Here is a 26,409-nt window from a genome sequence, read left to right as displayed (position 1 = left end):
TAAGACCATGAAACACGTGATTTCCATCTTGCTGGAAAACGAGCCCGGCGCCCTGTCGCGCGTGGTGGGGCTGTTCTCGGCGCGCGGCTACAACATCGAAACGCTGACCGTCGCGCCGACGGAAGACGCCACCCTGTCGCGCATGACCATCGTCACGATCGGTTCCGACGAGATCATCGAACAGATCACCAAGCACCTGAACCGCCTGGTGGACGTGGTCAAGGTCGTCGACCTGTCCGAGGGCCCCCATGTCGAACGCGAGCTGATGCTGATCAAGGTGCGCGCGGTCGGCAAGGAGCGCGAGGAAATGAAGCGCATGGCGGAAATCTTCCGCGGGCGCATCATCGACGTCACCGACAAGACCTACACCATCGAACTGACCGGGGTGCAGGACAAGATCGCCGCTTTCATCGGGGCGCTGGACCGCAGCGCCATCCTTGAAACCGTCCGCACCGGCGTGTCCGGCGTGGGCCGCGGCGAACGCGTACTGAAGTTGTGAGCCCCCACGCTGTACCCGCCCCGCAGCTTGCAAGCTGCCCGGATTCGTCAGACATGAAATAGTCCGCAGGGACTATTTCATGTCCTGCCTCATCCCAACCTCTCGTTTCAGAATTAAAAAATCGGAGTTTCCAACATGAAAGTTTTCTACGACAAAGACTGCGACCTGTCCCTGATCAAGGGCAAGACCGTCGCCATCATCGGCTATGGTTCCCAGGGCCATGCGCATGCGCAGAATCTGAATGATTCCGGCGTCAAGGTCGTCGTCGGCCTGCGCAAGAACGGCGCATCCTGGAAGAAGGCCGAGAACGCCGGCCTGACCGTGAAGGAAGTCGCCGAAGCCGTCAAGAGCGCCGATCTGGTCATGATGCTGCTGCCTGACGAGAACATCGCCCAGGTCTATCGCAGCGAAGTCGCCGCCAACCTCAAGGCGGGCGCCGCGCTGGCCTTCGCCCACGGCTTCAACGTGCACTACGGCCAGGTCGTGCCGCGCGCCGACGTGGACGTCATCATGATCGCCCCCAAGGCCCCGGGCCACACCGTGCGCAACACCTACGCCCAGGGCGGCGGCGTCCCGCACCTGGTGGCCGTGCACCAGGACGTCTCGGGCAAGGCCCGCGATCTGGCCCTGTCCTACGCCATGGCCAACGGCGGCGGCCGCGCCGGCATCATCGAGACCAACTTCCGCGAGGAAACGGAAACCGACCTGTTCGGCGAACAGGCCGTGCTGTGCGGCGGCACCGTCGAGCTGATCAAGGCCGGCTTCGAGACCCTGGTGGACGCGGGCTATGCCCCCGAAATGGCTTACTTCGAGTGCCTGCACGAACTGAAGCTGATCGTGGACCTGATCTACGAAGGCGGCATCGCCAACATGAACTACTCGATCTCCAACAACGCGGAATACGGCGAATACGTTACCGGCCCGCGCGTGGTGACCGATGCGACGCGCGCCGCGATGCGCCAGTGCCTGGCCGATATCCAGTCCGGCGTCTACGCCAAGAACTTCATCCTGGAAAACGCCGCCGGCGCGCCGGAACTGACCTCGCGCCGCCGCCTGAACGCGGAATCGCAGATCGAGCAGGTCGGTGCCAAACTGCGCGCCATGATGCCGTGGATCGCGGCCAACAAGCTGGTGGACCAGTCCAAGAACTGATCCCGCCCATGCCGTGGACAGCCGGCGCCTCGTCGAGGCGCCGGCTGTTTTGCTTTGTCCGCCACCGGGCCGCGCATGGCCCGCCAGGTGGACGGCAAGCGGACGAAGTCACGCGCGCGGCGTAGGGGCATCGCACATTTTGAGTTATTCTTGCGCCTACCATGAAAATCCCCCCTTACCCTCATCCCCCGATCGCCCGCGAAGGCTGGCCCATTCTGGCCGGCGCGCTGGTCGTGTCCCTGCTGGCGACCTGGTGGTCGCCGTGGGTCTCCGTTCCGTTCTGGGCGTTCACGCTGTTCGCCCTGCAGTTCTTTCGTGATCCCGCGCGTGAAGCGCCGGAGGGCGAGGGCCTGGTGTTGTGCCCGGCCGACGGCCGTATCGTCTGCGTCGAGGACGCGGCCGACCCCTACGCGGGGGGGCGCCCGGCGCTGAAGATCAGCGTCTTCATGAATGTCTTCAACGTCCACTCGAACCGGTCGCCGGTCGATGGCCAGGTGCGATCGATCGAGTATTTCCCGGGCAAGTTCTTCAATGCGGCCCTGGACAAGGCGTCGCTGGAAAACGAGCGCAATGCCATGGTGCTGGACACGGCCGACGGACAGACGGTGACGGCCGTCCAGGTCGCCGGCCTGGTGGCCAAGCGCATCCTGTGCCATGCCCGGCCCGGGCAGGCGCTGTATGCGGGGCAGCGTTACGGCTTCATCCGCTTCGGTTCGCGGGTGGACGTATACTTACCCGTGGGGACCCGGCCCCGGGTCGCCCTGGGCGACAAGGTCAAGGCCACCCGCACGGTCCTGGCCGAGCTTCCCGCTTCGCCTCGCGATGACGCTTCCGCAGTCTGAATCCATGCCTGACGAACCTCAGCGCCGACGCAGCATCTACCTGCTGCCCAACGCCTTCACCACTGCCAACCTGTTCGCCGGTTTCTACGCCGTCGTCCAGGCCATGAACCAGCACTTCGAGGTGGCCGCCATCGCGGTGTTCCTGGCGATGGTGTTCGACAGCATGGACGGGCGCGTGGCGCGGCTGACCAATACCCAGTCCGCCTTCGGCGAGCAGTACGACTCCCTGGCCGACATGATGTCGTTCGGCATGGCGCCCGCGCTGGTGATGTATGAATGGTCGCTGCATGGCCTGGGCCGCTGGGGCTGGCTGGCCGCGTTCGTCTACGTGGTGGGCGCCGCCCTGCGCCTGGCGCGTTTCAATGCCAACATCGGCAAGGTCGACAAGCAGTATTTCCAGGGTCTGCCCAGTCCGGCGGCGGCGGCGCTGGTCGCCGGCTTCGTCTGGTTGTCGGTGGACAACAAGCTGTCCCTGTCCGACGGCGTCATCCCCTGGGCCGCTTTCACGCTCACGGTCTACGCGGGTGTGGCGATGGTGTCGAGCGCGCCGTTCTTCAGCGGCAAGTCTTTCGCGCTCGGCCGCAGCGTCCCGTTCTGGGTCATGCTGGTGGTGGTGGCGGTCTTCGTCTTCGTATCCAGCGATCCGCCGGTGGTGCTGTTCCTCCTGTTCGTGCTCTACAGTCTGTCGGGCTGGGTGCTCTGGCTGTGGCGCGTGCGCCGCGCCCGCCGCCTGGGACAGCGCATGCGCGGCGCGGACGACGCGGACGACGGCGGACTGTCCTGACCGGATTCGCGCGTGCCGGCCCGGAATCCGTTATAATTTTCCCGCGCCACGGTTTGCGTGGCGTTTTCATTTGATCCCACGGCAGCGCGCCTCGGTGCTGCCGCTTGTCCACTGAGGAATAAAAATGTCTGTTGCAGATATCGTCAAATCCGACATCGTCGCGCAATTCCAGCGCGCCGCCAGCGATACCGGTTCCCCCGAAGTCCAGGTCGCCCTGCTCACGGCCCGCATCAACGAGTTGACCGGTCACTTCAAGACCCACAAGAAAGACCACCACTCGCGTCGCGGCCTGCTGCGCATGGTCAGCCGCCGCCGCAAGCTGCTGGACTACCTGAAGGGCCGCAACCCCGATTCGTACCGCGCGCTGATCGAAAAACTCGGCCTGCGCAAGTAATGCCCGGGAGCTTCGCTCCCCTCGCACGAGCCGTGCACGCTGCATCGTTTTGCGCAGCGTGTGCGGCTTTTTGTCATGGGTCGCCGCAATCGGCCCCGCCTCCGGTGGGCGGGTCGCGGGCAGGAGCCCCGCAGGCGTCCCTTTTATAGGATCAGAAAATGTTCAACAAAGTGAGCAAGTCGTTCCAGTACGGCCCGCACACCGTCGTCCTGGAAACCGGCGAATTCGCCCGCCAGGCCTCCGGCGCGGTGCTGGTGTCCGTCGATGACACGGTGGTGCTGGCCACGGTGGTGGCGTCCAAGACGGCCAAGGCCGGCCAGGACTTCTTTCCGCTGACCGTCGATTACGTCGAGAAGACCTACGCGGCCGGCAAGATCCCCGGCGGTTTCTTCAAGCGCGAAGGCAAGCCCTCCGAAAAGGAAGTCCTGACCTCCCGCCTGATCGACCGTCCGCTGCGCCCGTTGTTCCCGGAAGGCTTCTACAACGACGTCCAGATCATCATCCATACGGTGTCGGTCAATCCGGAAGTCGATCCCGACATCCCCGCCCTGATCGGCGCCTCGGCCGCCCTGGCGATTTCCGGCATCCCCTTCAACGGTCCGGTGGGCGCCGCCCGCGTGGGCTACGTCGACGGCCAGTACGTCCTGAACCCCAGCGCCTCGCAGGTGCGCGGCGAGTCCCAGCTGGACCTGGTGGTGGCCGGGACCGAATCCGCCGTGCTGATGGTCGAATCCGAAGCCAAGCAGTTGTCCGAGGACGTGATGCTGGGCGCCGTGGTGTTCGGGCATGAACAGATGCAGGCCTGCATCAACGCCATCCACGAACTGGTGGCCGAGGCCGGAAAGCCCGAATGGGACTGGCAGCCTGCGCCGCGCAACGAGGTTCTGGCCACCGCCGTGCGCGCGGCCGCATTCGAGCCCCTGCAGGCCGTCTATCAACTGCGCGACAAGCAGGAACGCACCACGCGCCTGCGCCAGGTCTACGCCGACGTCAAGGCCAAGCTGGCCGAGCACGCGGCGGCCCGGGGCGACGCGGCCCCCGATCATGTCGAAGTCGAAAACATGCTGTTCGCCCTGGAATCGGAAATCGTCCGCGGCCAGATCCTGAATGGCGAGCCGCGCATCGACGGGCGCGACACGCGCACCGTACGTCCGATCAGCATCCGCCTGGGCGTGCTGCCTCGCGCCCACGGTTCCGCACTGTTCACGCGTGGCGAAACCCAGGCGCTCGTGGTCACCACCCTGGGCACCAAGCAGGACGAGCAGATCATCGACTCGATCATGGGCGAGTACCGCGACCGCTTCATGATGCACTACAACATGCCGCCGTTCGCCACGGGCGAGACCGGCCGCTTCGGCGTGCCCAAGCGCCGCGAGATCGGCCATGGCCGACTGGCCAAGCGCGCCCTGTCGCCGCTGCTCCCGGCCGCGGAGGATTTCCAGTACACCCTGCGCCTGGTGTCGGAAATCACTGAATCCAACGGCTCCTCGTCCATGGCCTCGGTCTGCGGCGGCAGCCTGTCCATGATGGATGCCGGCGTGCCGGTCAAGGACCACGTGGCGGGTGTCGCCATGGGTCTGATCAAGGAAGGCGGCAAGTTCGCCGTCCTGACCGACATCCTGGGCGACGAAGACCACCTGGGCGACATGGATTTCAAGGTGGCCGGCACCGTCGGCGGCGTCACCGCCCTGCAGATGGATATCAAGATCCAGGGCATCACCAAGGAAATCATGCAAGTCGCGCTGGCCCAGGCCCGCGAAGGCCGCATGCATATCCTGGGCAAGATGCGCGAGGCCATCGACGGTTCCCGTCAGGAACTGTCCGACTTCGCGCCGCGCATGCTCAGCATCAAGATCAACCCGGAAAAGATCCGTGACGTGATCGGCAAGGGCGGCGCCACCATCCGTGCGCTGACCGAGGAAACCGGGTGCCAGATCGACATCGGCGACGATGGCAGCATCACCATCGCCAGCGCCGACCTGGACCGCGCCCACGAAGCCGAGCGCCGCATCAAGGAACTGACCGCCGACGTCGAAGTGGGCCAGGAATACCAGGGCACCGTTCAGCGCCTGCTGGATTTCGGCGCCATCGTCCAGGTCCTGCCCGGCCGCGACGGCCTGCTGCACATCTCGGAGATCGCCAACTACCGCATCGCCGACATCAACGACGTGCTGAAGGTCGGCCAGTCGGTGCGCGTCAAGATCCTCGAGGCCGACGAACGCGGCCGCCTGCGCCTGTCGGTCAAGGCGATCGGCGGTATCGAAGCCCAGGGTGGCCCCGCCGCCCCCGAAGCGCAGTAACACCGGCCGTACCCGCCGGCGCGGCCCCCGGGCCGCGCTCCGGAGCAAAAAACGGGCGTCCTTCGGGACGCCCGTTTGCCTTGATGCGGCAGGCCGCCAGACGGGTCAGTAGACGGTCGTCTCGGTCAGGCGGGGGTGCGACGGCGGATGTTTGCCCAGATAGTCGTGCTGGAATAGACGCATCCGCAGCACGCTGCGGTATTCGCCATTGATGAAGAACTCGTCTTTCAGCTCGCCCTCGGTCTGGAAACCCATCCGGGTATAGATGCGGATCGCCTTCTTGTTTTCGGTGTCCACGATCAGGTAGAGCTTGTAGAGGTTCAGCACCTTGAAGCCATATTCCATCGCCAGGTGCGTCGCGTGCGTGGCCAGGCCGCGGCCCTGGTGATCCGGGGCGATAATGATCTGGAATTCCGCCCGCCGGTGGACATGGTCGATTTCCACCAGCTCCACCAGGCCCGCCCGCTGGCCGTCGCACTCGACGATGAAACGCCGTTCGCTCTGATCGTGGACGTGCTGGTCGTACAGGGATTGCAGTTCAGTGAACGTGGCGAACGGTTCTTCGAACCAGTAGCGCATCACGCTGGCATTGTTGTCCAATTGATGCACGAATTGCAGGTCCACCCGCTCCAGCGGGCGCAGTTTGATGGGTTCGGCGCGCATGATCGATTTCCTTATTCTTTGACAATACAAGAGGCCAAGTGCATTATCTTTCTTGTTTGCAGATTTATAAAGATGGAATCCATCTGATCCATAGATGAGTGACTCACGATCCATGCGCTGGGATCTCGATCAGTTACGTCAGTTCATCGCCACCGCGGACAGCGGCTCGATCAGCGCCGCCGCTCGCGTCCTGGGCAAGGCCCAATCGGCCGTCAGCACGGCGATCGCGCTGCTGGAGGCCGATCTCGGCGTGATGCTGTTCGATCGTTCCGGCCATCGGGCGCGTCCCACCGACGCCGGCCGGGTGCTGCTGCGGGAGGCCCGGGAACTCCTGCGGCAGGCGTCCGAACTCGACCAGCGCGCCCTGGCTCTGGCGGCCGGCGGCGATGCCAGGCTGGCGCTGGCGCTCGACGAGGCGCTGCCCTACATGGCGATCAGCGCCCTGGTGCGGGAACTGTCGGACCGCTTTCCCCATCTGGAACTGACCCTGCTCAATGGCACGGCCGCAGAGGTCGTGGACTATGTGGATGGCCGGCGGGCCGACATGGCGTTCCATTTCGACAGGGGGCCGGCCTATGCGCATTTCGACCAGCGCCGGATCGGCGCCGTGCCGCAAGGCGTCTTCGTGTCCAGCGGCCATCCGTTGCTGGAGGCCGAGCCTGCCGGGCGCAAGGAACTGGCCCGCCATCGACAGATCCTGATGCATGCGGACGATGCGCCGGAGCAGGCCTACAGTCCCCGCGTGTGGCGTTCGGACAGTTTTTACAGCATCGCCGACATGGCGTCCGATGGCCTGGGCTGGGCGATCCTGCCGGTCAACATCGCACGCGAGGAAAGCTACCCGAAGTCGCTCAGGCAACTGGAGTGTCCGTCGCTGACCTTGCCCCCGCTGCCGGTGCGCGTGCTGTGGCGCCGGGGCTCCCGCCCCGGTCCGGCGGCGCAGTGGGTGGAGACCCGTTTCACAGAATTGCTGCGCAGCGCCGGGTGAGCGGGGGCGGCGCCTCAGCGCACCGCCAGCACGATCTTCCCGATCTGCTCGCCCGCGTCCATCATCGCGTGCGCGCGCGCGGCCTCGGCCAATGGAAAGGTCGCGTGGATCGAGGGTCGCACGGCGCCGGATTCGAGCAGCGGCCAGACGCGCTCGCGCAGCGCCGCGGCGATGCGGGCCTTGAAGGCCACGGGACGCGCCCGCAGCGTCGAGCCCGTCACCGTCAGGCGGCGGCGCATCACCTGGCCGCAATTCAGCGTCCCGCGCGAGCCGCCCAGCAAGGCGATCATCACCAGCCGGCCGTCGTCGGCCAGCGCCTCGATGTTGCGTTCCAGGTAATCGCCCGCGACCATGTCCAGGATCACGTCCACGCCGCGCCCGCCGGTCAGCGCCTTGATCTCCGCGACGAAGTCCTGCGCGCGGTAGTCGATGCCTCGCGCGCAGCCCAGGGCCTCGACGGCCCGCGCGCGCGCGGGGCCGCCGGCCGTGGCATAGACCGTGTGGCCGAAGGCGCGCGCCAGCGCGATGGCCGTCGTGCCGATGCCGCTGGCGCCGCCGTGGACCAGCAGCGTCTCGCCGGGCGCCAGGGCGCCCCGGTCGAAGACGTTGCTCCAGACCGTGAAATAGGTTTCCGGCAGGGCGGCGGCCTCGATCATGGACAGTCCCGCCGGCACGGGCAGGCACTGTGCCGCAGGCGCCGTACAGAATTGCGCATAGCCGCCGCCGGTCACCAGGGCGCAGACGGCGTCGCCCAGCTTGAATCCCGCGGATTCGGGGGCGCCGCCGACGATGCGGCCGGCGACTTCCAGGCCGGGCAGGTCGGATGCGCCGGCGGGGGGCGGATAGCTGCCCTGGCGCTGGAAGACGTCGGGCCGGTTGACGCCGGCGGCCTCGACCTCGATCAGGACTTCGCCGGGACCGGGCACGGGGGTGGGGCGGTTCGTCGGTCGAAGGACGTCGGGCCCGCCCGGCGCGGTAATTTCAATGGCTTGCATGTGGCGCTCCTTCGAATGTGCAGGGGGCATTATGCGCTACACTTTCGATCTTCAATGCGGAAGCGTGCCAGAGCGGTTGAATGGACCGGTCTTGAAAACCGGCGATGGGGCGACCCATCCGTGAGTTCGAATCTCACCGCTTCCGCCAATCGCGCCCGAACAGCCCCGTCGCGATCGGGCCATGGGACCGATCGCATGGATCACTGCATCAAAGGGCGCAGCGCGCTGACCCCCGAGGACCGGGACTGGACGCATCGCGCCATCCGCATCCTCGAAGCCGATGGCCGGCGTTCCGCCGACACGCACCTGGTGAAACCCGATTTCCCGGGGTTGCGCGGCATCGACATTTATTTCAAGGACGAGAGCACGCACCCGACCGGCAGCCTCAAGCATCGCCTGGCGCGTTCCCTGTTCCTCTACGGCATCTGCAACGGCCGCATCCGTGAAGACACCTTGCTGGTCGAGGCCTCGTCCGGTTCGACGGCGGTGTCGGAAGCCTATTTCGCCCGCCTGCTGGGCCTGTCCTTCGTCGCCGTGATGACGCGCTCGACCAGCCAGCAGAAGATCGAGGCGATCGAGCGGTTCGGCGGGCGCTGCCATTTCGTGGACCATGCGCGCGAAGTCTACGGCGCGGCCCAGGCCATCGCCGACGAGGCGGGGGGCTATTACCTGGACCAGTTCACCCATGCCGAGCGCGCCACGGACTGGCGCGGCAACAACAATATCGCCGAAAGCATCTTCCGCCAGATGTCGGGCGAATTCCATGCCGTTCCCGAATGGGTGGTCATGAGCGCCGGCACCGGCGGCACCTCGGCCACCATCGGGCGCTTCATCCGCTACCGCAATCTGGACACCCGGCTCTGCGTGGTCGACGTCGAGGGCTCGGCCTTCTACGAAGCCTGGCAAAGCGGCGACATGAACATCAAGGCGGCGGGTTCCCGCATCGAAGGGATCGGCCGTCCGCGCGTCGAACCCTCTTTCATCCCCACCGTCATCGACGAGATGATCCGCATTCCCGACGAGGCCTCGATCGCGGCGGCGCACGTGCTGTCCGAGCGCCTGTTCCGCCGCGTGGGCGGTTCGACGGGGACGAACTTCATGGGCGTGCTGTGCATGGCCTCGCTCATGCGGCGGCAGGGGCGGGCCGGATCCCTGGTCACCCTGATCTGCGACAGCGGCGACCGGTACGCGACGAGTTATTACGACGAGGCCTGGTTGCGCGCGCAGAAGCTGGACATCAGCGGCTGGCGTGCGCGGATCGAGCGGTTCCTGGATACCGGAGAGGAAGGCCTGTTGTAGGCCTGTCGGCGGCCTCGATGGCCGCCGCGCGGAGCGTCCCGGGCGCTCAGTCCGCGAAAATGGCCTCGAAATCCGGCGCGGCCTGGAGTTCGCCCTCCAGGGCGAGCGTGCGTTCGATGTGCAGAAGGTGGTCGAGCATGTGCTGTCTGGCCCCTTCGGCATCGCCGGCCTCGATCAGATCGACGAGGTCGGTGTGTTCGCTCTGGGGGCAGGCGGGTGCGGTCGGCTTGTCGTATAGCGTGATGATGAGGCAGGTCAGTGAAGTCAGTTCACGGATCACACGCGTCAAAATGCCGGTGGACACCATGTCGACCAGATGAATGTGGAATTCTCCCGATAGCCGGATGATGCTGCGCAGGTCGTCCTTTTGACGGGCGAGCTGTTCTTTGGCGATGTGTTCGCGCAGCACCGCGATGTTTTCCGGCGTGGCCTGAAGGCATAGCTTGGCGACCAGCGCCGGTTCGATCAGGCGCCGGGTCTCGAACATTTCGCGGGCCTCCTCGACCGAGGGCCTGGCGACGTAGGCACCACGGTTGGGAATGAGCGTGACGACCCGTTCGTGGGCGAGACGCGCCAGCACCTGCCGGATCTTGGTCCGGCTGACCCCGGTGACCTCGGCCAGGCGTTCTTCCGCCAGCTTGGCGCCCGGCAGCAGCCTGCGTTCGAGAATGCCGGTCTGGATACGCTGGTAGATGGCTTCGCCATCCATGCCGGATTTCGCCGTCTTTCGGCGAAGCGTGGTCTTTGCGCTTTGTGGGAGCATAGGAATGAAGGTCGCGGAAGGCTTCGGATCGGGGATACACCGTGCACTCAGGATTGTACGGCTATTTTGCGATTCTGACTTGATTATTGTCCACAATCATTAAAATAAAAACGTACAAACTGGTTCAAGCATGCATGTTTCCGTAGGGGTCGGCAGCCTGCTCTGCAGACCGGGGCGGTGCGACGGACCAGGATGCCAAGAGACTGCCTTGGTCTTGCTGATTTTGACAAGGCTTGGACAAGACGGTATTATTTATTGTATGCAAAATAATATATGATTGGAGACAATATCTCGGTTCCATGCGTCGCATGCCGGGAATTCAGTTCGCGCTTCGATCAGTGCCCAAGCCCGTCACATCACAGGAGACCGACATGTCTGAAGGCAAGAAACTGCGCCTGGTGGATCTGAGCCTGCCCATTCGCAACGCTTCGTTCGATACGCAGGAACAGCACATCGAATATACCGATCATCTCGAAATGGGCCGGCTGCGCGCCAAGGCTTATGGCATCCAGCCCGACGATCTGCCCCTGCCCGGCGTGCATGCCGCCATGGAGCGGGTCACGCTTTCGACGCATGCGGGGACGCACATGGACGCGCCGATCCATTATGGTCCGACTTCCGAAGGCAAGCCGGCCAAGACGATCGATCAGATCCCCCTGGACTGGTGCTACGGGGACGGGGTCGTGCTGGATTTCTCGTGGATGGAGGCCGGCAGGGTCATCGGCGTGGACGATCTGAAGGAAGCGCTCAAGAAGATCGACTACCAGCTCAAGCCGGGCGACATCGTCCTCATCCGTACCGACCGCTGGCGCGATTTCGACAAGGTGGACTGGGTGATGCGCCATCCCGGGATGGGCCGCGAATCGACACTGTGGCTCATCGAGCAGGGCATCCGCATGATGGGCACGGATGGATGGGGCTGGGACATTCCCATTCCGACCATGGCCGAAGCCCTCAAGAATGGCGACAAGGCAGCCTTTTTCCCGGGGCATTACGCCGGGCGTGACAAGGAATACTGCCACGTCGAAAAAATGGCCCGCCTCAACGAATTGCCCACGCACGGCTTCAAGGTCGGCATTTTCCCGATCCTGATCGAGCGCGCTTCGGGGGGCTGGTGCCGTCCCGTGGCGTTCGTCGAGGAATAAGACCGGCCTGATCGGGCAGGCACGCCACGCAAACCGGAGGACCCCATGCCTATCGACAAGCGCGCTTTCGACGCGGAAGCTCTTTGCCATGCCGATGCGACGACATTGGCCGAGGCCATCCGGAAGCGGAGCATCCGTTCGCGCGATCTGGTCGAGGCCTGTCTGGAACGGATCGAGCACCGCGATGATCGCCTGCAAGCCTTCATCACGGTGTGCGGCGACCAGGCGCTGGCCCAGGCGGATGCCGCCGACCGCGCCCTGGCCCGCGGCGAAATCCTCGGGCCATTGCACGGGATCCCGGTGGGAGTCAAGGACAACACCGCGACCGCCGGGATCCGCACGACCTACGGGTCGCGCATCCGCGAGCACTTCGTGCCCGATACGGACGAGCTCGTCGTCGCGCGGCTCAGACAGGCGGGCGCCATCATCCTGGGCAAGACCAACACGCCGGAATTCGCTTGCGGCGCGGTCTGCACGAACCCCCTGCGCGGCCCCACGGCCAACCCCTGGAATCTGGACTATTCCAGCGGCGGCTCCAGCGGCGGCTCGGCGGCGGCCGTCGCCGATGGCATGATCCCGCTCGCCCAAGGCACCGATCTGGGGGGCTCCGTGCGCACGCCGGCAAGCTTTTGCGGCATCGTGGGCTTCCGGCCCACGCCGGGCGGCATCCCGAGCGTGCCCAAGGCGTTGCCGTGGAACGGGATCAGTGCTCACGGCATTCTCGCGCGGACCGTGCGCGACGCGAGGCTCGCATTCACGGCGCTGTCCGGTCCGGATCCGCGCGATCCGCTCTCCATGGGCATGCCGATCGCCGCCGGCGGAGATCCGGTTGCCGGCCTGCGGATCGCGCATTGCGCGGACATGGGATTCGCGGTGATCCATTCCGAGGTGCGCGGCGTGTTCGATGCCGCCATCGAACGCATGCGCGCGCTGGGCCTGGACCTGACGGCCGGTGCGCCGGAGACCGCTGGCGCGCAACAGGCCTTCGAAACCGTGCGCGCGGCCAATCTGCATTTTTCGTTCTCCGGAATGTGTCGTGAGCACCGCGATCTGTGCACACCGTCCTTTGCGTGGAATGTGGAGCGCGGCGCGGGCATCACGGCCCACGATCTGTTGCGGGCGGAGGCGCTGCGCGGCAAGGTCTACCAGTCCTTCGTGCGGTTCTTCCAGGACTACGACATTCTCGCCGCCGTCAGCGCTTCGGTGCCGCCCTTCCTGAACACGCAGGAGGACGTCCTCGAGATCGAAGGCACCCCGATGGCCAACATCATCGACTATCTGCGGGTGACGTACCTGATTTCGCTGGTCGGTTTTCCCTCGATCTCGATCCCTTGCGGTTTCACCCGGGATGGCCTGCCGGTCGGGCTGCAACTGATCGCCCGCCCCCACTGCGAAGACATGCTGCTGACGCTGGCCGCCGAGCTGGAACGGCACGGTTTCGCCTACCGGGTTCCCGAGGCCGGCGCGCGTCCCTGAGCCGCCGCGCGTCCCTGAGCCGCCGCGCGGCCCGTCGCGTCCCGCGGGGCCGGCCAAGGGCGCTGTGCGCCCGGGCCGGCACCCGGCACTTCAGGATACGTTCTGGAAAAGGCCGCCCCAGCCCTTGACCTTGCGCACGTCGAAGCCGGCGAGCAGCAGGGATTTCCAGACCACGGTGGAGACGGAGTCGTACAGGGGAATCCCGGTCTCTTCCTCGATACGCGCCGCCAGCTGCGCGCCTTTCAGATTCGTGCACATGACGGTCATGGCGTCGGGGCGATGGCTGGCCACGGAGCCGGCCATCTCCAGGATCTGTGTTTCGGTCACTTCCGCGAACGAATAATTGACGTGCAGATCCAGGTGCCGCTCGGCCGGGATCCGGATGCCCGCCCGCGCATAGTTCTCGATGATTTTGTCCTGGACGGACTTGAGGTAGGGGCTGATCAGGCCCAGTTCCCTGACGCCGGTCTTATCGAGGATTTCGTTCAGCGCCAGCACGGAGGTGGTCGCGGGGATGCCGGTGGCCTCGGTGATGCGCCGGCAAAGTGTTTCATCGGTGTCGAAGCCCATCCAGCTCGCGGCGGTGCCGCTCCAGCCGATCACGTCGACCCGCGCGTCGGCCAGCAACCTCGCGGCTTCGAGGATCTTGCTGTCGTCGAATTGTCCCAGGGCCTGGTCCTGGAGCGAGATCTCGGTGACCGTGAAGCGCGAGAAGTGCGCCGAGACACCCGGCAGTTCGCTGACGATCGCGCTGGTCAGCGGTTCGAGCGACGTGTTGGAGGAAGGCGTCAGCATGCCGAGGAGAATGCGTTGTTTCATGATGAATGGCCTTTTGGAAAGCGGTGTCCCGCGCGTGCGCGCGGGACGGATGAAGGACGGGTAGGGGGAGGCGGATTCGCTATGCGATCTTTCCGGGCAGCCACAAGACGATGTCCGGGAAGAAGATGATCAGCGCCGTCATCAGCAGCATGATCAGCACGAAGGGCATGGATCCGCGGATGACGTCGATGACCGAGCCCTTGCCGCGGATGCCTTGCACCACGTAAAGATTCATCCCCACCGGCGGGGTGATCAGGGACAGCTCCATCATGAGGACGAGGAAGATGCCGAACCAGACCGGGTCGTATCCCAGGGAGACGACCAGGGGCACGATCACCGGCACCGTCGCGATCATCATGGACAGGGTTTCGAGGAAGCTGCCCAGGATCAGGTAGAAGATGACCAGGATCCAGAGCGTCTCGAGTGGCGAGGTGCCCAGCGCCGCCACATAGGACGAGACGGCCTGCGGGACGCCCAGCATGCCGATCACATAGTTCAGGAAAAAGGCCCCGATGATGATCAGCAGCACCATCGCGGTGGTGCGCATGGTCGACAGGAAGGCCTCGTGCAGCATCCGGACGGTGAGCTTGCGGTACCAGGCCGCGATCAGCATCGACATGACGACGCCCAGCGCGGCCGCCTCGGTGGGGGTGGCCCAGCCCAGGTAGATGCCGCCCATGACGATGAAGAACACAAGGCCCGGGGGAATGAAACCCACCAGGTTCCGGAGTCGTTCGCGCAGGGGGGGCAGTTGCTCCTTGTCGCCGGCCAGCGAGGGCTTGAGGACGCACATCACCATGATCAGCACCATGAACAGACCGGCCAGCAGCAGGCCCGGCACGATCCCGGCGATGAACAGCTTGCCGATCGAGGTATTGGTGATCGCGCCGTAGACGATCATGTTGATGCTGGGAGGAATGAGGATGCCCAGGGTACCGCCCGCGGCCACGGTGCCGAGCACCAGGCGCTCGTTGTAGCGACGCGCCTGCATGGCCGGCAGCGCCACCGTGCCCATGGTGGCGGCGGTGGCGACCGAGGACCCGGAGATCGCGGCGAAAATCGAACACGCTCCGATGTTGGAATGCAGCAGGCCGCCCGGCAAAGGGGCCAGCCAATCGGACAAGGTCCGGTACATCCGGTCCGTGACCCCGGCGCGCACCAGGATTTCCCCGAGCAGGATGAACAAGGGGATGCAGGTCAGGATGAAGTCATTGAGCACGCCCCACATCGTGTTGCCGAAGGACATGAGTGTGGGCAGGCCCAGGTAGAGCAGGGCGCCCAGCGAGGCGGTCAGGAAGAGGGATGCGGCAATGCTGATGCCCGTGAGCATCAGGCCGAGCATGATCAGAAAGCCGATGGCGGCGCTTCCGAAGTCGATCATCGTGTTTCTCCAGGCAGAGGCGTGGGCGGGACGCGGTCGTCGAGCCCTTCGACGTCCATGCGCTCCAGGGCGATCTCTTCTTCCAGTGTCTGCGGGCCGTAAAGCAGCAGGGCGATCCGCGACTGGCCGCGCAGGGTCAGCCATAGCGCATGGAGAAACAACAGCAGGGAGACCGCCGCGAAGAGCGCCAGTCCCGCGAACCAGAGAGATTGCGGCATCCATTGCGGCGTGCGCAGCGGCGTGCTGGCGGTGCTGCCGAATTCGATGCTTTCCATCAGCGTGCCCCAGCCGCGCCAGGCGATGAAGCCCGCGAACAGGAACAGGCCACCCATGGCCGTCAGATTGGCCACCGTGCGCAGGGGGGCGGGCATCCACTGGTAAAAGACGTCGATCCGGGTATGCGCGTGCTGCAGCAGGGCATGGGTGAAGCCGAAGGCCGCCATGGCGGCCACGATGTAGCCGCCGATTTCATCGGAGCCGATCGATGGCGCGTCGAACGCCTTGCGGGCGATCACATCGTATGTGATGAGTACCGAGAGAAAGAGCAGCGCGTATCCCGAGAGGATCGCGGCTCCTTGCGCCACGGGCGCGCACGCCCGGGCGACAGGATTGAGTCTGGCCATGAGAGTTCTCCTGGGAGGGCGGCGCGCGGCTTATTTGACGGCGATGTCGTAGCCCATGGCTTTGCCGACCGTTGCGTTCCAGCGTGCGGTGCAGTCCGGGATGACGGCATTGCAATTCCGTCCCCACTCGGGCAGCACGTCACGGTTGACGACCGTCTTGAGGCGCGCCTGCTCGGCGTCGGAGATCGTGCCCAGGGTCATCTTGTACTTCGTATGCTCCTTGCACGAGTCCTTGCCGGTGTTGCAGGCGGTGGCGTCCGCATCGATGTTGGCCGCCAGCGCCCACATGTCGTCTTCCATCTTCTTGAACGCCGCCGTCAGCTTCGCCTGTTGTTCGGGCGTGAACTGTTTCCAGGTATCCAGGTTGATGAAATGGCCCTGCATCGCGTTGGAGACCGCCAGCGGCAGCAGATGGCTGGTCACTTCGGGCCACTTGCCGCCGTTGCCCGCCGAGGAGGCGGTCACGCCGCAATCGACCACGCCGCGCTGCAGGGCGAGATAGACCTCGCCGTATTGCAGGGTGACCGGCGAACCGCCCAGGCCCTCGATCATGCTCGCCATCGAGGTCGTGAAGGTGCGCACTTTCGTGCCCTTGAAATCATCCATGTTGTCGATCGCCTTCTTGCAGAACAGGATCTGCGGCCCGAAGGGCCAGAGGGTCATGACTTTGGAGTTGAAGCGGGTCTGGACCTCGCGATCGAATTCCTCGCGGATCGCGTCCACGACCTTGCGCTGGTCGGCGAGGTTCGTTGCGATCCCGGCGAGGTCGATGCCTTCCAGGAAGGGGTCGTCGCGCGCCGCCAGCCCGATCTGCACCGAGGCGACGTCGAAAGCACCCGATTTCAGCAGGCGCAGCGCGTCGGCGGCCTTGACGTTGACCAGGTCCATCGGGCTGTAGCCGATTTTCGACGAGATGCCGGTTTCCTTGGGCAGCCCCATGAAAAAGGGTTGTTCGACCAGTTCGACCTGTTTCTTGTTGCCTGTGAAGTTGCCCAGCACCTTGAGGGTTGCGGGCTCGGCCCACGCCGTCGTGGATGCCACGCACGCGAAAGCGAGCGCCGTTGCCTGGAATAGCTGTTTCATGCTTGTCTCCTTGCCGGATTGGCTCATGGGTGATCCGTGACTTTGGTGTTGTCCGCATGGTTGAGCCGTTGGGCCGCCTGCGCACCGTCACTCTTTGGTAGTGAGAGCATATCTAGATTGTGTACAATAAGTCAAAGAATTTCTTTGCAATTATGTTGGTTATGGAAATTTCGCATATCTTGTCCATGTGACAAAAATATTTTTTTGATCTGTGTGATAATCTCAATTCATTGAAAACAAAGCATAAAAATAACAAATTTAATGTTCGCCAAGTGTTTGTAATTTGTTCGTATTAGTGAAAACACTTATGTGGACAATCTTTTCTTAAAAATATCATTGAAGCACTTGGATTCCAGGCTTGACCCGATGTGCCCCCGGCCTTCTCGCCCGGCCCCCACCCCGTGCCTTCAGGAGTATTCATGGCTTCCCCCTTCGATTTGCTCATCACGAACGCCGATGTCGTCACCGCGTCTGACCGCTTCAGCACCGATATCGGTATCCGCGACGGCAAGATCGTCGCGCTTGGCCGTCACCTGGGCGAGGCCGGGCGGACCGTGGACGCCAGCGGCCTGCTCACGCTGCCGGGCGGCGTCGATGCCCATTGCCACCTGGATCAGCCGATGGAGTTCGGCTTGCGCATGGCGGATGATTTCACCAGCGGAACCCGCTCGGCGGCCTGCGGCGGCACCACGACGGTCATCCCCTTCGCGGCGCAGATGAAAGGGCAGTCCCTGAGGGCCGCGGTCGAGGATTACCACCGTCGCGCCGAGGGCAAGGCCTGCGTGGACTATGCCTTCCACATGATCGTGTCCGACCCGACGCCCCGGGTCCTGAGCGAGGAATTGCCCGCGCTGATCCGCGAGGGCTACACCTCGTTCAAGATCTACATGACCTATGACGACCTGAAACTCAATGACCGCCAGATCCTCGAGGTGCTCGACGTGGCGCGTCGCGAAGGGGCGCTGGTCATGGTGCATGCGGAGAATTCCGATTGCATTTCCTGGCTGACCGACCGGCTGGTCGCCGAGGGCAATACCGCGCCCCGGTACCATGCCGTCTCCCGGCCGCAGGCGGTCGAGCGAGAGGCCACGCACCGCGCCATTACTTTTTCGGAACTGGTCGATGTCCCGATTCTGATCGTGCATGTATCGGGCAGCGAAGCCATCGAGCAGATCCGCTGGGCCCATGGTCGCGGGCAGAGGATCTATGCCGAGACTTGCCCGCAATACCTGTATCTCACGGCCGAGGATCTGGGGCATGAGGGCTATGAGGGCGCCAAGTGCGTGTGCAGTCCCCCGCCCCGCGATCAGCAGAACCAGGAGGCCGTCTGGCGGGCGCTCGCCCACAATGTGTTCTCCGTTTTTTCGTCGGACCATGCGCCGTTCTCGTACGACGATGCCCAGGGCAAGAAGCTCAATGGCAAAGAGCAGAAATTCCAGTACATCCCCAATGGCATTCCCGGGCTCGAAACCCGGCTGCCGCTGCTGTTCTCGGGCGGGGTCGCATCCGGGCGCATCAGCCTTCACCAGTTCGTGGCCCTGACATCCACGCAGCCCGCCAAACTGTACGGGCTCTATCCCCGGAAAGGTTCGATCATGATCGGCGCGGATGCCGATATCGCCTTGTGGGACCGGGACCTGGAAGTCCGGATCAGCAACGACCGCCTGCATCATGCCGTCGACTACACGCCCTATGAAGGCCGCACGGTCACCGGCTGGCCTGTCATGACGTTTTCGCGTGGACGGCTCGTCAGCCAGGACTTCGAGTTTCTGGGCCGGGCGGGCGAGGGCGAATTCATGCCCTGCGGCCAGCCCATTCTCTGAGGGGCTTCGCCATGAAACTCTTCCGACACGGTGCGCCGGGGCGCGAGCGGCCGGGCGTGCTCGACGGCCAGGGCGCCTATCGGGACCTCTCGGACATCGTGGACGACATCCACGGTGCGCTGCTGACCGGGGATGCGTTGCGGCGCCTGCGCGACCTGGACCCGTCCACCTTGCCCGCGCTCGATCCGGGGGTACGCATCGGGCCTTGCGTCGGCGGTGTGGGGCATTTCATCGGCATCGGCCTGAATTTCGCCGATCATGCCGCCGAGGCCGGCATGCCGCTGCCCGAGTATCCGCTGGCTTTCAGCAAGGCGCCCAGCTGTATTTCCGGGCCCTGCGATGCCCTGAGCCTGGCGCCGGGCAGCCGCGAAGTGGATTACGAGGTCGAGCTCGCGGTGGTCCTGTGCCGCGACGCCTGGCGGGTCGAGGCGGACCGGGCGCTGGATCATGTGGGCGGATATTGCCTGTCGAACGATTTCACCGACCGGTATTGGCAAAGCCATTATGCCGGGCAATGGGTGCTCGCCAAGAGCGCGCCCGGCTTCGGCCCGCTGGGGCCATGGCTGGTGACGCCCGACGAAATTCCCGAACTCGGAGACATCCCGCTTGAACTGCACGTCAATGGCCGTGTCCGGCAGCGCGCGCGCGTGTCGGGCATGGTCTTCAAGGTGCCGGAGCTGATCGCCTACCTGTCCTCGTTTTTCCACTTGCGGGCGGGCGATGTGATCACGACAGGCACGCCGGCGGGTGTCGGCCTGGCCACCGGCGAGTACCTCAAGCCCGGAGACCGTGTCGTCGCGAGCGCGGGCGTGCTGGGCGTTCAGCGGATCGACGTCGTCGCGGCTTAGCGGCCCCGCATCCGATCATGGGCGGATCGGCTCCGTCGCGAGGTGCGCCCGGAGCGCCGTCACGGCGTCCGTCCTCGGCGCGTCCGGCGGGACGGGCCGCAGCCTGGTTTCGATCAGCGACAGGTGCGCCACCACGGCCTCGTGCACGTCCGCGATGTCCCGGCGCGCCAGGGAATCAACGATCCGCCGGTGCTCGCGGCACGAGCAGGCCGAGCCGTGCTCCGGGTCGTGGAACGCGGAGAACAGCGCCGACTTTGCCAGCAGTTCATCGAGTTGCGCCGATACCAGGGGGTTGTCCAGCAAGCCCGCCAGCGTCTGGTGAAACCGGGACGAGGCCAGGATGAAGCGGGGCCGGTCCCCCGCCGCGGCGATGTCTTCTTCCTCGTCCACGTGGCGTTCGAGCCTCCGGATGTCGTCATCCGTGATTCTTTCGCACAGGCAGGCGCCGATGCCGGCCTCGAGGACGCGCCGCGCATCGAACAATTCCCGTGCCCGGTCCAGCGAAGGCGCCGGCACGACCGCGCCGACATTGGGCACGATCCGGAGCAGGTGCTCGTGGCCCAGCCGGTGCAGGACCTTGCGCAATCGCTCACGCGTGACGCCGAACAGGGGGGCGATCCGTGTCTCGGGCAAGCGTGTGCCCGGCGACAGCCGCCCCGACAGGATGACCGCCTTGATCGAACGGTAGATGTTTTCCTCGATCGCCCGGGGTGCCGGGGTGTCGGGGTACGGACGCGGCGTCATCGCGGATCGGCCCGCATGTCCAGCCGCGCCAGCAGATCGGCGACCGGATCGATGATCGGCAACGCGTCTTCGTTCCGCAGGGTCTGGGCGATCGTCAGGCCCACCGCGCCGACGATGAAGAGGGGCGTCTCGGGCGTGGCGTGCGAGTCCCGGCACAGGGCGCGCACCGCCTCCATGGCCTGTCTGTTCGACCCGGTCACCGAGGCCGGAGACATCGGTACGGTGGAAATGCTCCGCACCACGCCGGCGCATCCGGGAGATTCGAACAAGGCCTGGTAGAGCGGTGTCATCGCCGCGTCGAAGGTTACTGCGTGCAGGCGCCGTCCCTGGCGCCGGTTCCATTCCAGGACGCTGCGCGTGAAACCGTGTACGCGCAGCGGCGTCCGGGTCTGCGCGACTTCGTAGCCGGTATCCAGGGACGACATCAGCACCAGACGCTGGAAACCGCCGGCCACGCCCGCTTCGAGGCTGTCGAGCAAGACCGCCTGCGCTTGGAGATTGTCCTCCGGCGAGGCGATGATGCGGGGGGATCCTGGCAGCCGTGCGACCTCGTAGGCCTCGCCGGTCCGCGCCAGCGCGTCGATGCGCTGGCGGAACGTCGCGGTGATCGACGCGTCCGAATTGGGATTCAGGAACAGCGTTCTCATGCGGCCTCCGTGGAGGGCGGATGCCGCGCGTGCCAGAATTCGGCGATGTCGCGCCGGCGGCAGAACCACACGTCCGGCAGCCTGGCCGCTTCGAGCAGGAACTCGCGCAAGGCTTCGGCGCGCGCGGGTCGTCCGGCCAGACGCAGGTGCAGGCCGATCGACATCATCTTGGCCCCCCGCTGGGACTCCCGGCGCAGCCCGTCGAGCGCCCGCCGCAAATGGCCGGTGAAATCGTCCGGCGTATTGAATCCGGGCGCCGAGGCGAAACGCATGTCGTTGCAGTCGAAACTGTATGGGACGACCAGGTGCGGCGCCTGGTTGGCGGACGTCCAATAGGGCAGATCGTCGTTGTAGGCGTCGGAGTCGTACAGCAGGCCGTTGCGTTGCACCAGACTGCGCGTGTTCAGGCTGACCCGCCCGGTGTACCAGCCCACCGGCCGTACGCCGCACAAGGCCTCGATCGCGTCCAGGGAGTCCACGATGTGGGCGTTTTCCGTTTCGGCGTCGAAGGACTCGTAGTCGATCCACCGTTTGCCGTGGGAGACCACTTCGTGGCCGGCCTCGACGATGGCGCGCGCCGCCTGCGGGTTCTTTTCCAGCGCGCTGGAAACGGCGAAATAGGTCGCCGGGATGCCGCATTCCTCCAGGAGGTCCAGGATGCGCCAATGACCCACCCGGCTGCCGTATTCATAGTGGGACTCCATGACCAGATTGCGCCGGCCGTGCCGGGCCGCCGCGGCCGGCATGTCGCTGTTCAAGGTCTCGGAGTGCGCGTCTCCTTCGAGGATGCAGCTTTCCCCGCCTTCTTCGTAGTTGACCACCACGCTGACCGCCAGCCGGCGGTCGCCCGGCCAGGTGAAGACCGGGGGCTTGCGTCCATAGCCCACGTAATCCCGCAGCGGTCCTTCCATGGCGTCTCGTCCCTCAATCTCAGTATTGTGCCGAATGATTGTAATTATGTGCACAATATTGCAAAGTGTCCAGGGACGCCGTTTTGGGGCGGGGGCTGCCGGTGGCTCGCGCGCGGGCGATCCCGCCTTATTCAGTACAATGCCGCATCACATCGTGCCCGAGTGGTGAAATCGGTAGACACAAGGGACTTAAAATCCCTCGCCGCAAGGCATGCCGGTTCGATTCCGGCCTCGGGCACCAATCCGACGCTTGCCCTCCGGGGCGGGGAGCGCGCCGATGCGGGATCGGCCGATACCGCGCGAATTCACATCGCCAGGGGGCTGGGCGATCCTGGCCTGGGGCCTGTCGCTGCTGCTGGCGGCCGGCGCGATGGCGCTGTGGCAGCAGCGGTCGCTGACTCAGGAACTGGAACGCGAAAGCGGCGTCCTCAACCGGCTCGTATCCCAGCGGGCGGGCCAGCACGACGCGCACCTGACGGCTCTTTCGGCCATCGCCTCGGCGTCCGCCGGGCCTGAGCGCGAACTCTTCCTGGATGTCGCCTCGACGATCACGCATTTCTACCCGCGCATCGACGATGTGCAGCTCGTCCCGCTCGATCCACGCGATCCGGTGATCGGCACCGGTCCCCTGGCGCCGGAGGTCGCGGACCTGATCCGCGATGCCGCCCGCGCGTCCACGGGGGGCATCGCTTTGATGCCCTATCCCGGGCGGGCGCATCATTACATGATGGTCAAGCGCAGCCCCAATGTGCCCGAGGCGCGCTTTGGCCTGATGCTGGGGATCGACGCCGAAAAGCTGCTCGACGAGGCGGGCGTCTTCTGGCGCCGGCCGGGTGTCGTCCTGGCCCTGGCCATGCCCGATGGCCGGCTGCTGGCTGGTCAGGACCGCCCTTCCGGCGCCGTGCGGTCCGGCCGCGTCATCGGCAGCGCGTCCCAGACGCTGATCCTGGAAACCGGCCTGGACGTGGGCTGGGCGGACCGGCTGCCGCTGGCGCCGGCCGCGCTGCTGTTCGCCTTCGTCAGCCTCGCCTATTGGACTGCGCTCGGCGCCTGGCGGCAGCGGACGCGCACCCGCGCGGTGGCTGAACAGGCACGGATCAACGCGCTGGAGTCGCGCCTGGCCCACGCCTCGCGGGTCAACGCGCTGGGCGAGATGGCCAGCGGCCTGACGCATGAACTGACGCAGCCGCTCACGGCGATCCTGGCGCAGGCGCAGGCCGGCAAGCGTCTGGCGGCGCAAGGGCGGGGCGCCGCGCTCGAATCCGTGCTGGACGGCACGATCGCCCAGGCCCGCCGCGCATCGGCCATCCTGGAGCGGTTCCGCGACTGGTCGCGTCCCCGGCCCGCGTCGGCCGCTGCCTTCGATCTGCGGGACGCGGTGCGCAACGTCCAGGCGCTGCTGGCGCCCGAGGCGGCATCCGGCGGGGCCCGGATCGACTGTTCCGTGCCCGGGGACCCCGTCCCCGTGCGGGCCGATCCGGTCGAAATGGAGCAGGCGGCGTTCAATCTCGTGCGCAACGCGATCGAAGCCGTGGCGGGGCGGCCGGACGCCCGGATCGCCATCGATCTGCGCTCCGCGGCGGGCCGCGCCGTGCTCGACGTCTCGGACAATGGTCCCGGCGTCCCGCCCGGTATCCGCACGGTCCTGTTCACGCCGTTCGCCACCACGCGGGAGGGCGGGATGGGGCTGGGCCTGGCGCTGAGCAGGCGGCTGGTCGAGCGCGGCGGCGGCGACCTGGATCTGGCCGACGGGGCGGGCACGGGCGCGACCTTCCGGATATCGATTCCGCTGGCGGGGGACACAGAAGAGGATGGATCATGACGCATCCCGTGTATCTGGTGGATGACGACGAGGCGGTGCGCGAGGCCCTGTGCCTGCTGCTGTCCACGGTCGGCGTCGTGGTCCGGGGTTTCGCCGACCCGGGCCTGTTTCTGGCCCAGGTCGCCCGCCTGGCGCCCGGCTGCCTGATCCTGGACATCCGCATGCCGGTCGTCTCCGGGCTCAAGCTGCAGGAGCGCCTGGTCGGGCAGGGCGTGGATTGGCCCATCATCGTCATTTCCGGGCATGGCGACATCGACGCGTGCCGGCGCGCCTTTCGCAACGGCGCGATCGACTTCCTGTCCAAGCCGATCGACGAACAGGACCTCATCGACGCCATCCAGCGCGGGCAGGCCGCGCTGGACGATCAGTTGCGGCGCAGCGCGCAGCGTGCCGAGACCCTGGAGCTGCTGGCGGCGCTGACGCCGCGCGAGCGCCAGGTGCTCGATCGCGTCGCCCAAGGCTACACCACGCGCCAGATCGCCGACGCGCTGGAGCTGTCGCCGCGCACTGTCGAGACCCATCGCGCCGCCATCGGCGCCAAGCTGGGCACGACCTCGCAGGCCGAGTTGACGCGCCTGTGGATCGAGGGGCAGGCGGGGACTCCGTAGAACTACGGACCTGCGCGCGAAGGCCACGAATATTCGGGCGGGCGGCCGGCCCGTAACCTTTCATCGTTCACTCGTTCAGTCCTGAACGCCACCGAGCAACCCTGAAAGGAACCGATATGATGCGCAAACTCTCCCTCGCCGCCCTCCTGTGCCTGCCGGGCCTGGCGTCCGCCGCGACCCAGTTGCCCTCCGCCCCGTACCTGCCGCTGGATCTGGCGACCCAGGCCGCCGACGCCGCTCTGAAGGCCTGCGTCGCCCAGGGCCACAACGTCAGCGTCGCCATCGTGGCGCGCGACGGCGGCGTCAAAGTGCTGCTGAAGGCCGACAACGCCGGCCCCCACACTGCCGGCAGCGCCCAGGGCAAAGCCTTTACCTCGGCCGCCTTGGGCCGCGACACCGCCGGCCTGGCCGATTTCATCGCCTCCAAGCCGGCCAACGACGGCCTGCGCGACATGGATGCCCGCATGGTCATCCAGGCGGGCGGCCTGCCGGTCAAGTTCGGCAAGGCGCTGGTGGCGGGCATTGGCGTGGGTGGCGCGCCTTCCGGCGATATCGACGCCGGCTGCGCGGCCGCCGGCCTGAAGGCGATCGGCGCGGAATAAGACGCTTTCCCTGAACACAGGATGGCCCGCCCGGACGGCGCATGCGCGCCAGTCCGGGCGGGCCGATGCCTATCGCAAAACGGCATAACAGAAAGAATCAGATACAGGGTGGCCCGGCGCGGGCTTGCCTTTAAGATCAGAGCCTTCAGGCCGGGTCGGCGGCAGGGTTTTTCGATCGGGCTCCAGGCATTCCCATCGAAAACGAGACCACACCATGCGCAACCTGAACATCGGCACCCGGCTGGCCCTGGGATTCGGCTTTGTGATCGTCCTGTTGCTGGTGATGTCCGGCATCGGCGCCTGGCGCATGCTGGCCACGCAGCAAGACAACCAGGCGCTGGACCAGCGGTTGCGCACCACGGCGCTGATCCAGCGGATGGCGCGGCAGATCAACAAAAGCGCCAACCTGACGCAGGCGACCCTGGCGGCCGACCCCGACACGCTCCGGCGCCTGAAGCAGGATATCGAGACCACCGACCGGCAGGCGGGCGAACTGGCCGGTCAGTTGACAGAATCGCTGTTCCAGCCCCAGGCCGTCGGGTTGCTGCGCGACATCGGCCAGGCGCGCGATGCCTTCATCAAGCAGCGGAGCCAGGCGTTCAAGGACCTGGACAGCGGCAACTATGGCGAGACCGACGCTTTCTTCAACCAGGAAATGCCCAGGCGGACGGCCGGGCTGATGGACAAGCTCGATCAATTGTCGCGGCTGCAGTCCGATTCCGTGCAGCGCCTGTTCGACGCCAGCGCGCGAACCAGCCGGCTGGGCCTGACCGTGCTGGCGGTGGCCACGCTGCTGGCCCTGATCCTGGGACCCTTGTTCGCCTGGCGGGTGACGCGGTCCGTCACCCATCCGCTGCGGCGCGCCGTGGACCAGGCGGAAGCCGTCGCGCGCCGGGACCTCGGTACCGACATCGTCGTCCGCGGCCGGGACGAAATCGCTCAGTTGCTGAACGCCCTGGCCACCATGACCCGCAACCTGCGCGGCGCCCTGGGCGAAGTGCGCGAGGGCTCGGACGCGATCGCCTCGGCCTCGGCGCAGATCAGCGCCGGCAACCTGGACCTGTCCTCGCGCACCGAACAGCAGGCCAGTTCCCTGGCCGAGACCGCCGCCACGACGGAACAGATCACCGCCACCGTGCGCCAGAACGCCGACAACGCGCAGCAGGCCAACACCCTGGCCGCCTCGGCCGCCAAGACC

The 26,409-nt window shown here is 65.9% G+C and carries 26 protein-coding genes and 2 tRNA genes; 18 read left to right on the top strand and 10 right to left on the bottom strand.

Annotated features, from left to right (window positions below; genetic code table 11):
- Window positions 1-7: 7 nt before the first annotated feature.
- From ilvN to pnp, 6 genes are all read left to right on the top strand, one after another.
- On the top strand, window positions 8-499 hold the full coding sequence (ilvN, locus tag O4H32_RS11200) for an acetolactate synthase small subunit (RefSeq protein WP_269359206.1): 492 nt from the start codon (window positions 8-10) through the stop codon (window positions 497-499).
- A 135-nt stretch (window positions 500-634) separates the two neighbouring features.
- On the top strand, window positions 635-1,651 hold the full coding sequence (ilvC, locus tag O4H32_RS11195; protein WP_269359204.1) for a ketol-acid reductoisomerase: 1,017 nt from the start codon (window positions 635-637) through the stop codon (window positions 1,649-1,651).
- 161 nt (window positions 1,652-1,812) lie between these two features.
- Window positions 1,813-2,493, top strand: coding sequence for a phosphatidylserine decarboxylase (locus tag O4H32_RS11190; protein WP_269359203.1), 681 nt, complete (start codon window positions 1,813-1,815; stop codon window positions 2,491-2,493).
- 4 nt (window positions 2,494-2,497) lie between these two features.
- Complete coding sequence (gene pssA, locus O4H32_RS11185; RefSeq protein ID WP_269359202.1) at window positions 2,498-3,277, top strand: CDP-diacylglycerol--serine O-phosphatidyltransferase; 780 nt, start codon at window positions 2,498-2,500, stop codon at window positions 3,275-3,277.
- A gap of 124 nt (window positions 3,278-3,401) precedes the next feature.
- A complete protein-coding gene (gene rpsO, locus O4H32_RS11180; RefSeq protein ID WP_043683847.1) occupies window positions 3,402-3,671 on the top strand; it encodes a 30S ribosomal protein S15 in 270 nt (89 codons plus the stop codon).
- A gap of 158 nt (window positions 3,672-3,829) precedes the next feature.
- Window positions 3,830-5,971, top strand: a complete 2,142-nt coding sequence (gene pnp, locus O4H32_RS11175; RefSeq protein ID WP_269359199.1) for a polyribonucleotide nucleotidyltransferase — start codon at window positions 3,830-3,832, stop codon at window positions 5,969-5,971.
- 105 nt (window positions 5,972-6,076) lie between these two features.
- Here pnp and speG read toward each other — a convergent pair whose 3' ends face one another.
- Window positions 6,077-6,634, bottom strand: coding sequence for a spermidine N1-acetyltransferase (gene speG / locus O4H32_RS11170; RefSeq protein ID WP_269359197.1), 558 nt, complete (start codon window positions 6,632-6,634; stop codon window positions 6,077-6,079).
- Between the two features lie 112 nt (window positions 6,635-6,746).
- Here speG and O4H32_RS11165 point away from each other — a divergent pair, with 112 nt between their 5' ends.
- A complete protein-coding gene (locus O4H32_RS11165; RefSeq protein WP_407932651.1) occupies window positions 6,747-7,622 on the top strand; it encodes a LysR family transcriptional regulator in 876 nt (291 codons plus the stop codon).
- Window positions 7,623-7,636: 14 nt separating this feature from the next.
- Here O4H32_RS11165 and O4H32_RS11160 read toward each other — a convergent pair whose 3' ends face one another.
- Window positions 7,637-8,617 carry an NAD(P)H-quinone oxidoreductase gene (locus O4H32_RS11160; RefSeq protein WP_269359194.1) on the bottom strand — a complete coding sequence of 327 codons (981 nt, stop codon included), beginning with the start codon at window positions 8,615-8,617 and terminating at the stop codon, window positions 7,637-7,639.
- A gap of 58 nt (window positions 8,618-8,675) precedes the next feature.
- Here O4H32_RS11160 and O4H32_RS11155 point away from each other — a divergent pair.
- A tRNA-Ser gene (locus tag O4H32_RS11155) sits at window positions 8,676-8,765 on the top strand.
- Window positions 8,766-8,812: 47 nt separating this feature from the next.
- Window positions 8,813-9,916, top strand: coding sequence for a PLP-dependent cysteine synthase family protein (locus O4H32_RS11150; protein WP_269359193.1), 1,104 nt, complete (start codon window positions 8,813-8,815; stop codon window positions 9,914-9,916).
- 46 nt (window positions 9,917-9,962) lie between these two features.
- Here the strand turns inward: O4H32_RS11150 and O4H32_RS11145 are convergent, their stop codons facing one another.
- Window positions 9,963-10,625, bottom strand: coding sequence for a GntR family transcriptional regulator (locus O4H32_RS11145; protein ID WP_269359192.1), 663 nt, complete (start codon window positions 10,623-10,625; stop codon window positions 9,963-9,965).
- A gap of 425 nt (window positions 10,626-11,050) precedes the next feature.
- Between O4H32_RS11145 and O4H32_RS11140 the strand changes: the two genes are divergently transcribed.
- Both O4H32_RS11140 and O4H32_RS11135 read left to right on the top strand, forming a co-directional pair.
- On the top strand, window positions 11,051-11,824 hold the full coding sequence (locus tag O4H32_RS11140) for a cyclase family protein (RefSeq protein ID WP_269359190.1): 774 nt from the start codon (window positions 11,051-11,053) through the stop codon (window positions 11,822-11,824).
- Window positions 11,825-11,869: 45 nt separating this feature from the next.
- A complete protein-coding gene (locus tag O4H32_RS11135) occupies window positions 11,870-13,300 on the top strand; it encodes an amidase (RefSeq protein ID WP_269359188.1) in 1,431 nt (476 codons plus the stop codon).
- Window positions 13,301-13,390: 90 nt separating this feature from the next.
- Here the strand turns inward: O4H32_RS11135 and O4H32_RS11130 are convergent, their stop codons facing one another.
- From O4H32_RS11130 to O4H32_RS11115, 4 genes are all read right to left on the bottom strand, one after another.
- Complete coding sequence (locus O4H32_RS11130) at window positions 13,391-14,119, bottom strand: maleate cis-trans isomerase family protein (protein ID WP_269359187.1); 729 nt, start codon at window positions 14,117-14,119, stop codon at window positions 13,391-13,393.
- A 79-nt stretch (window positions 14,120-14,198) separates the two neighbouring features.
- Window positions 14,199-15,500 carry a TRAP transporter large permease gene (locus O4H32_RS11125; protein WP_269359186.1) on the bottom strand — a complete coding sequence of 434 codons (1,302 nt, stop codon included), beginning with the start codon at window positions 15,498-15,500 and terminating at the stop codon, window positions 14,199-14,201.
- Window positions 15,497-16,123 (bottom strand): TRAP transporter small permease subunit, encoded by a 627-nt coding sequence (locus O4H32_RS11120; RefSeq protein WP_269359185.1) that lies wholly within the window; start codon window positions 16,121-16,123, stop codon window positions 15,497-15,499. The genes O4H32_RS11125 and O4H32_RS11120 overlap by 4 nt, the downstream gene beginning before the upstream one ends.
- A 30-nt stretch (window positions 16,124-16,153) precedes the next feature.
- Window positions 16,154-17,206, bottom strand: coding sequence for a TRAP transporter substrate-binding protein (locus tag O4H32_RS11115; protein ID WP_269359183.1), 1,053 nt, complete (start codon window positions 17,204-17,206; stop codon window positions 16,154-16,156).
- 419 nt (window positions 17,207-17,625) lie between these two features.
- Between O4H32_RS11115 and hydA the strand changes: the two genes are divergently transcribed.
- Both hydA and O4H32_RS11105 read left to right on the top strand, forming a co-directional pair.
- Entirely contained in the window at window positions 17,626-19,029 is a 1,404-nt protein-coding gene (hydA, locus tag O4H32_RS11110) for a dihydropyrimidinase (RefSeq protein WP_269359181.1), read from the top strand.
- 11 nt (window positions 19,030-19,040) lie between these two features.
- Window positions 19,041-19,877 carry a fumarylacetoacetate hydrolase family protein gene (locus O4H32_RS11105; protein ID WP_269359179.1) on the top strand — a complete coding sequence of 279 codons (837 nt, stop codon included), beginning with the start codon at window positions 19,041-19,043 and terminating at the stop codon, window positions 19,875-19,877.
- A 15-nt stretch (window positions 19,878-19,892) separates the two neighbouring features.
- Here the strand turns inward: O4H32_RS11105 and O4H32_RS11100 are convergent, their stop codons facing one another.
- The 3 genes from O4H32_RS11100 to O4H32_RS11090 are packed head-to-tail and all read right to left on the bottom strand — an operon-like array spanning window position 19,893 to window position 22,179.
- A complete protein-coding gene (locus tag O4H32_RS11100; protein ID WP_269359177.1) occupies window positions 19,893-20,621 on the bottom strand; it encodes a GntR family transcriptional regulator in 729 nt (242 codons plus the stop codon).
- Entirely contained in the window at window positions 20,618-21,268 is a 651-nt protein-coding gene (locus O4H32_RS11095) for an aspartate/glutamate racemase family protein (protein WP_269359175.1), read from the bottom strand. The genes O4H32_RS11100 and O4H32_RS11095 overlap by 4 nt, the downstream gene beginning before the upstream one ends.
- Window positions 21,265-22,179: a polysaccharide deacetylase family protein gene (locus O4H32_RS11090; protein ID WP_269359173.1), complete on the bottom strand. Its 915-nt coding sequence runs from the start codon at window positions 22,177-22,179 to the stop codon at window positions 21,265-21,267. Before O4H32_RS11090 ends, O4H32_RS11095 begins: the two co-directional genes overlap by 4 nt.
- A gap of 156 nt (window positions 22,180-22,335) precedes the next feature.
- On the opposite strand from O4H32_RS11090, the gene O4H32_RS11085 reads away from it, so the two are divergent.
- The 5 genes from O4H32_RS11085 to O4H32_RS11065 all read left to right on the top strand — a co-directional run.
- Window positions 22,336-22,420: transfer RNA gene (locus O4H32_RS11085), tRNA-Leu, on the top strand.
- Between the two features lie 36 nt (window positions 22,421-22,456).
- Complete coding sequence (locus tag O4H32_RS11080; protein ID WP_269359171.1) at window positions 22,457-24,001, top strand: sensor histidine kinase; 1,545 nt, start codon at window positions 22,457-22,459, stop codon at window positions 23,999-24,001.
- On the top strand, window positions 23,998-24,609 hold the full coding sequence (locus O4H32_RS11075; RefSeq protein WP_269359169.1) for a response regulator transcription factor: 612 nt from the start codon (window positions 23,998-24,000) through the stop codon (window positions 24,607-24,609). Before O4H32_RS11080 ends, O4H32_RS11075 begins: the two co-directional genes overlap by 4 nt.
- 116 nt (window positions 24,610-24,725) lie before the next feature.
- The gene (locus O4H32_RS11070; protein WP_269359167.1) at window positions 24,726-25,211 is read left to right on the top strand and encodes a GlcG/HbpS family heme-binding protein; all 486 of its coding nucleotides are present in this window, start codon (window positions 24,726-24,728) and stop codon (window positions 25,209-25,211) included.
- A gap of 214 nt (window positions 25,212-25,425) precedes the next feature.
- A partial coding sequence (locus tag O4H32_RS11065; RefSeq protein WP_269359165.1) for an MCP four helix bundle domain-containing protein occupies window positions 25,426-26,409 on the top strand: 984 nt, incomplete at its 3' end.

The sequence above is a fragment of the Castellaniella denitrificans genome (genome assembly GCF_027214045.1).
GTDB lineage: Bacteria > Pseudomonadota > Gammaproteobacteria > Burkholderiales > Burkholderiaceae_B > Castellaniella > Castellaniella denitrificans_A.
The sequence above is the reverse complement of the archived record's forward strand: the minus strand, read 5'-3'. Positions and strand labels throughout refer to the sequence as shown.